This is a genomic window from Streptomyces sp. NPDC029138 (genome assembly GCF_055564375.1).
In genome coordinates this window covers 1-5,722 of the sequence record NZ_JBVHWM010000133.1, presented here as the reverse complement: position 1 = coordinate 5,722, position 5,722 = coordinate 1, and the positions used below count along the sequence as shown (strand labels likewise).

The following is a 5,722-nucleotide window of genomic DNA, read 5'->3' as shown; positions in this document are numbered from 1 at the left end:
CCGGACCACCGTCGGCACCTGGACCCGGGCACCACCCGTCACTCCCCCGCGACCCCGGCCGGCACCGAGGCCCCGCCCGGAACCGGAACCGGCCCATGGTCACGCAGAGGGCCCACCGCCAACCCCGCCTCCCGGCACCCCCGGACCACCGTCGGCACCTGGACCCGGGCACCACCCGTCACTCCCCCGCGACCCCGGCCGGCACCGAGGCCCCGCCCGGAACCGGAACCGGCCCGTGGTCACGCAGAGGGCCCACCGCCAACCCCGCCTCCCGGCACCCCCGGACCACCGTCGGCAGGGCGGCCAGGGTCGCGTGCCAGCAGCCGGGGGCCGAGTGGCGGTCGGAGTCGTGGAGCAGGACGGTGCCGCCGCCGCGCAGGTCCGCGGCGATCCGGGCCCGTACGGACACCGGTGTCGCGTCGGCGGTCCAGTCCCGGCCCCACGCCGACCACAGCACCGTCCGCAGTCCGGCCCGCCGGGCGGCCAGCCAGCGGCTCGTGGTGAGGATGCCGTACGGCGGGCGGTACCAGCGCGGGCGGTGCCCGGTGAGGTCGTGCACCGCGCGGACGGTCCGGGCGAGCTGCTCGGCGTCGCGGGCGAACGCCGGCCACCAGGGCCGGTCGTGGGTCCAGCCGTGCACCCCCAGCTCGTGCCCCCGCCGTACCGTCTCCCGGACCAGCCCGGGATGGCGGACCGCCTGCTCGCCGAGGACGAAGAACGTGGCCCGCACCCCGAGCCCGTCCAGCGCGTCGAGGAAACGCGGGGTCGACACCGGGTCCGGTCCGTCGTCGAAGGTGAGCGCGATGTGCCGGCGGGGGCCGGTGCCGGCGAGCCCGGGGAAGAGCAGCAGCCGTACGCCCGGGAGCCAGGTGGCCGCCGGGCCGATGTGGGCCGCGACGACCCCGGCGGGCAGCAGGACGGCGGCCGTCCGCACGGCGCGGCCGGACACGAGGGACATCGGTGACTACCTCCTCGGTGTGCGCGGGAGAGCGGCGGCGGAGCCGGAGTACGCCTTCGGGTCTGTGGCGTCCCATTCCCCGCCGATGGACGGCGAGTGGACCAGGCCGATGCTGCCCGCGCCGATCAGGGCGACACCGATCGCCTCCGGCAGCAGGCTCAGGCCCAGGTGGATCGATTCGCCGAACAGCACCCAGCCGAGCACGACACTGGTGAGCGCGTCGCCCAGGGTGAGGGCGGGCTGGGACGCCGTCAGCGAACCGGCGCCGAGCGCGCCCTGCAACAGCAGGAACGCGACGAGTCCGGCGGCCCCCGTGGCGTACAGCGACCAGTGCCCGAACATCTCCGCGGGCCCCTGCCCGAGCCGCCCCACGGCCTCCTTCAGCAGCGCCGCGGTCGCGGCGAAGGACACGGCGGAGGCGAGGCCGAGCAGCGCGGCCCGGGACGCACCCCGGGTCGGGCGCGCGACCACCACGAGCAGGACGACGACGCCGAGCGCGCCGCCGCCGCCCAGCAGCCAGTCCCCCGGCCGCGCGGTGGCCCGGCCGGCGGACGGCGCCGCCGCCAGGAGGAACAGGGCCAGCCCGCCGGCGAGGGCGACGAACGCCAGCCAGGTGCGGGCGTCCGGGCGGCGCCGGAAGACGACACTGCCCACGGCCAGCGTGAACAGCAGCTCGGCGGTGAGCAGGGGCTGGACCAGGGACAGGCTGCCCACGGCCAGCGCCCCGGCCTGCAACAGGCTGGACAGCCCCAGCAGCCCGGCGCCCGCCAGCCAGTAGGGTCTGCGCAGCAGATGGGCGAACCGGCGCACGGCGGACCCCGCCCCACCGCCCTGGTCCGGCTCCTGCACGGCGGCCCGTCGCTGGAGCACGGACGCGGCCGCGTTGGACAGGGCCGCGAGCAGGGCGAGCAGCACCGCCAGCCCGGTCATGGCCGCTCACCCGAAGCGGGCGGCGAGCCGCCGGTAGAGTCCGGGCGCGGCACCGCGCACCCGGGCGGGCAGACGCAGCCACCCGGGGACGTACACCTCGTCCCGGCCGTGCAGGACGGCGGCCCAGACCGCGTCGGCCACGCGTTCGGCGGGCACGGGCCGCGGCCAGGAGCGTGCGTAGGGGGTGCCCCGCCGGTCGAAGAAGGGGGTGGCGACCACGCCGGGGATGACATGGCTGACGCCCACTCCGGTGCCGCGCAGCTCGTACCGCAGGCAGTCGGCGAAGGTGGCCAGCGCGGCCTTCGCCGCCGAGTAGACGGCCTCCCCGCGCACGCCCACGCTGCCGGCGAGGGATCCGATGAGCACGACGCGTCCGGATCCGGTCGCGACCATGTGCGGCAGCACGGTCCGCACCAGGTGCACGGTGGCCAGCAGGTCGACCCCCACGATCTCGTCGATGCGCGCGGCCGGCATGCCGGTGAAGTCCCCGGCCCAGCCCACGCCGGCGCCCGCGACGAGCAGGTCCAGCCGTCCGAGGTGGTCCAGGGCGAGGCCGGCGAGCCGGCGGTCGGCGCCGGGCCGGGTCAGGTCGGCGGGCAGCGCGACGGCACCGGCCTGCGCGGCCACCTGCTCCAGTCGGGTGACGTCGCGTCCGTTCAGGGCCAGTCGCCAGCCGCCCTCGGCGGCCAGTCGGCGGGCCACGGCCGCGCCGATGCCCGAGGACGCGCCCGTCACCAGGGCGGCACCGCCCTGGCCGGGGTCCGGGGCGGTGTCCGCCGTTGCGGCCGGGGCCGCCAGGGGCCGGGTGTCGTTCGACGGTCCTGCGGGGGACGGGGCATGGGACATGGTGACGACCTCACTGCGACGGCGTACACGGGCTCGCGAACTCCGGGGCCGAACCTTCGCGGTGTATCCAGGGCGCCACACACTGAAACACCGCGCACGGCGAAGTGGGCCGCAAGAAAGAAACACTGCCGTTTCGCTGCCGGCCGTCGGCGGCGCCTTGCGGGGTGCCTTCGGACGCACTGCTCGCGCCCGCCGCGCTGTCGCTGCTCCACACCACGTTTCACCGACGCCCGGCAGCGGGCGCGCGCGTCCAGCGTGTACGGCGCGGGCGGCCTGCCGCTCGGCGGTGAGCTGACCGACGCGCTGGACCGGCGCTGGACCCTGCCCCAGGGGCCGCCGTCAGCAGGGAGACGGCGGTCCCTCGCCCCGTCCGGGGGACGCTTGGGACGGCTCCGTCGGGTAACTCGCAGGGCAGATCACCTCGCCGACGGAAGGAGACGTCATGCCTGGCGGCAACGGCCACGACGACCATGAGGACCGGCCGGAGACGGCGCTGGAGGAGGTGCTCCGGGAGGTCGAGGAGGCCGAGAAGCGCGACGAGGACCATGACGCCTCGGGTGAGGCCGGGGACACCATCACCCCGAGCCCCGGGGCGCAGGAGCAGGCGAAGGGCGACTGAGCCCAACCGGGCGGCGCGCCCACGGGTCGGCCCGCAGGCCGACTGGGGATCTCGCTGATCCCCTGAGGGGCACCGGCGCGATGGGCAGGGCCACGGCCGTACGGCCTGCGCCCGGTGACCTCTTCGGGGTGCGGTGGATCACTGGTGCTTTCGCGCGGGCCGGGTACCCGGGCCCCATGAACCACCACGCGCGAGGACCTCTGCTGCCCCCGCCCCGAGGCCCGCTCTCCGCCGCGGTCATCGCGTACCTGCGCGGCACGGGCCCGCTCCCGGACCCGGCGGGCGCCGGGGCCGCCGACCCGTACGGCGACGACCTCCAGCTCGCCCTGTACCTGTGCTACGAGCTGCACTACCGCGGCTTCGCCGGTGTCCCGCCGCAGACCGAGTGGGACCCGGAGCTGCTGCGGGTCCGGGCCGCGCTGGAACACCGCTTCGGCGGCGCGCTGCGCGCCGACACCCCGGTCCACGACAGCCTGGACGACGCGCTCGCCGCCCTCCTGGTCGAGCCGGCCGAGGGCACGGGGGTCACCCACTTCCTGTCTGCCGAGGGCGAGCTGTGGCAGCTGCGGGAGTACGCGGCGCTGCGCTCGCTGTACCACCTGAAGGAGGCCGATCCGCACGCCTGGGTGCTGCCGCGGCTGTGGGGCCGGGCGAAGGCGGCGATGGCCGCGGTGGAGTACGACGAGTTCGGCGGCGGCCGGGCCGAGCGGGTGCACGCGCGCCTGTTCGCCGACCTGATGGCGGACCTGGGCCTGGACACCACGTACGGCCGTCATCTGGACGCGGCCCCGGCCGAGATGCTGGCCGTGGTCAACCAGATGTCCCTGTTCGGTCTGCACCGCGACCTGCGCGGCGCGCTGGTGGGCCACTTCGCCGAGGTGGAGATCACTTCCTCGCCCGGCTCCCGCCGGCTGGCCGAGGCGATGCGCCGCACCGGCGCCGGCCCGGCCGCGGAGTTCTTCTACGACGAGCACGTGGAGGCGGACGCGGTGCACGAGCAGGTCGTCCGGCACGAGGTGATCGGCGGACTGCTGGCCGAGGAACCGGAGCTGGAGCCGGACATCGCCTTCGGGATCGACGCCACCGAGTATCTGGAGGACCGGCTGGCCCGGCGGCTGCTCGCGGACTGGCGCGCGGGACGGTCGTCCCTGCGGACACCTCTGGACTCTCCCGCCCCCGCAGCCCCGGAATCACCCCCCGGGACACCCCCGGAACACCAGATGTCCCATACATCTTGACTCCCGGGGTACCCGCGCGACGTGATCGCATTGGTGCTTCCAGGTGTGTACGCCCCGCAGGACGACACGGAGCTGCTGGCCGAGGCCCTCCGCGAGGAGGCGCCGCCGCCCGGCGCCCGCGTGCTGGACGTCGGCACCGGGAGCGGTGCGCTGGCCCTGGAGGCGGCCCGGCGGGGCGCCGCGGTGACCGCGGTGGACGTGTCCCGGCGGGCGGTGTGGACGGCCCGGCTGAACGCGTGGCTGACGCGGCTGCCGGTGCGTATCCGGCGCGGCAACCTCTTCGCGCCGGTGCGCGGCCGAACGTACGACCTCATCCTGGCGAACCCGCCCTATGTGCCGGCGCCCGACGCCGGGCGCGGGCCGCACGGCCGGGCCCGGGCCTGGGACGCGGGGCGCGACGGGCGGCTGCTGCTGGACCGGATCTGCCGGGACGCGCCGCCGCTGCTGTGCCCCGGCGGGGTGCTGCTGATCGTGCACTCGGCGCTGAGCGGTCCCGACCGCACCCTGGAGCTGCTGCGGGCGGCGGGGCTGAAGGCCGCGGTGGTCCGGCGCCGCTGGATCGCCTTCGGCCCGGTGCTGCGCTCCCGGGAGGACTGGCTGCGCCGGAGCGGGCTGCTCGCGCCGGCCGAGAACAGGGAAGAGCTGGTGGTCATCCGTGCCGAACGACCCTGCTGACTCCGCTGACCGCGCCGGCTCCGCCGTGAACACCCCGCCCGCCGGCCCGGGGGCCAGGCCCTCGGCCGATCGGGCCCGGCGGATCACCGTGCAGCGGCGCGGGCCCCTCCTGGTGGAAGGGCCCGTGGAGATCGAGCTGGAGGACGGGACCACGGTCTCCTCGGACCGCTTCCGCGTCGCTCTGTGTACCTGCCGGCGCAGTCGCCGTTACCCCTGGTGCGACACGAGTCACCGGCGCAAGGCCTGAACACTGGTTGAAACAGATTGTTTTTCGCCGCTCCCCGGGCGGTCCCCCACGGACCGGCCCGGGGAGCGGCTGTGTGCCCGGGTCCGGGGGGGGGGGCCCCCCCCCCCCCCCGCCCCCGCGTCCGGGCGCAGGGTCCCCGCCCCCAGGGGGCTCAACCCCCACTCTCTGGGCTTACTCGGCGGTCCCAGGGAAACCGGCGATCCCCGCCC

Annotated in this window: 7 protein-coding genes; 4 read left to right on the top strand and 3 right to left on the bottom strand. The window is 76.3% G+C overall.

What is annotated here, in order from left to right; translation table 11 throughout:
* Positions 1-178: 178 nt before the first annotated feature.
* The 3 genes from ACZ4WH_RS43750 to ACZ4WH_RS43740 are packed head-to-tail and all read right to left on the bottom strand — an operon-like array spanning position 179 to position 2,734.
* Entirely contained in the window at positions 179-958 is a 780-nt protein-coding gene (locus ACZ4WH_RS43750) for a polysaccharide deacetylase family protein (RefSeq protein WP_468191880.1), read from the bottom strand.
* A gap of 6 nt (positions 959-964) precedes the next feature.
* Positions 965-1,888, bottom strand: coding sequence for a DMT family transporter (locus ACZ4WH_RS43745; RefSeq protein WP_468191875.1), 924 nt, complete (start codon positions 1,886-1,888; stop codon positions 965-967).
* A gap of 6 nt (positions 1,889-1,894) precedes the next feature.
* Positions 1,895-2,734: an SDR family NAD(P)-dependent oxidoreductase gene (locus tag ACZ4WH_RS43740; RefSeq protein WP_468191872.1), complete on the bottom strand. Its 840-nt coding sequence runs from the start codon at positions 2,732-2,734 to the stop codon at positions 1,895-1,897.
* Between the two features lie 442 nt (positions 2,735-3,176).
* Between ACZ4WH_RS43740 and ACZ4WH_RS43735 the strand changes: the two genes are divergently transcribed.
* From ACZ4WH_RS43735 to ACZ4WH_RS43720, 4 genes are all read left to right on the top strand, one after another.
* Positions 3,177-3,353, top strand: coding sequence for a hypothetical protein (locus ACZ4WH_RS43735; RefSeq protein ID WP_468191866.1), 177 nt, complete (start codon positions 3,177-3,179; stop codon positions 3,351-3,353).
* Between the two features lie 176 nt (positions 3,354-3,529).
* Positions 3,530-4,591 carry an iron-containing redox enzyme family protein gene (locus tag ACZ4WH_RS43730; protein WP_468191863.1) on the top strand — a complete coding sequence of 354 codons (1,062 nt, stop codon included), beginning with the start codon at positions 3,530-3,532 and terminating at the stop codon, positions 4,589-4,591.
* Positions 4,592-4,636: 45 nt separating this feature from the next.
* Entirely contained in the window at positions 4,637-5,266 is a 630-nt protein-coding gene (locus ACZ4WH_RS43725; protein ID WP_468191886.1) for a HemK2/MTQ2 family protein methyltransferase, read from the top strand.
* 25 nt (positions 5,267-5,291) lie between these two features.
* Positions 5,292-5,513 (top strand): CDGSH iron-sulfur domain-containing protein, encoded by a 222-nt coding sequence (locus tag ACZ4WH_RS43720; protein ID WP_468191883.1) that lies wholly within the window; start codon positions 5,292-5,294, stop codon positions 5,511-5,513.
* Positions 5,514-5,722 lie beyond the last annotated feature (209 nt).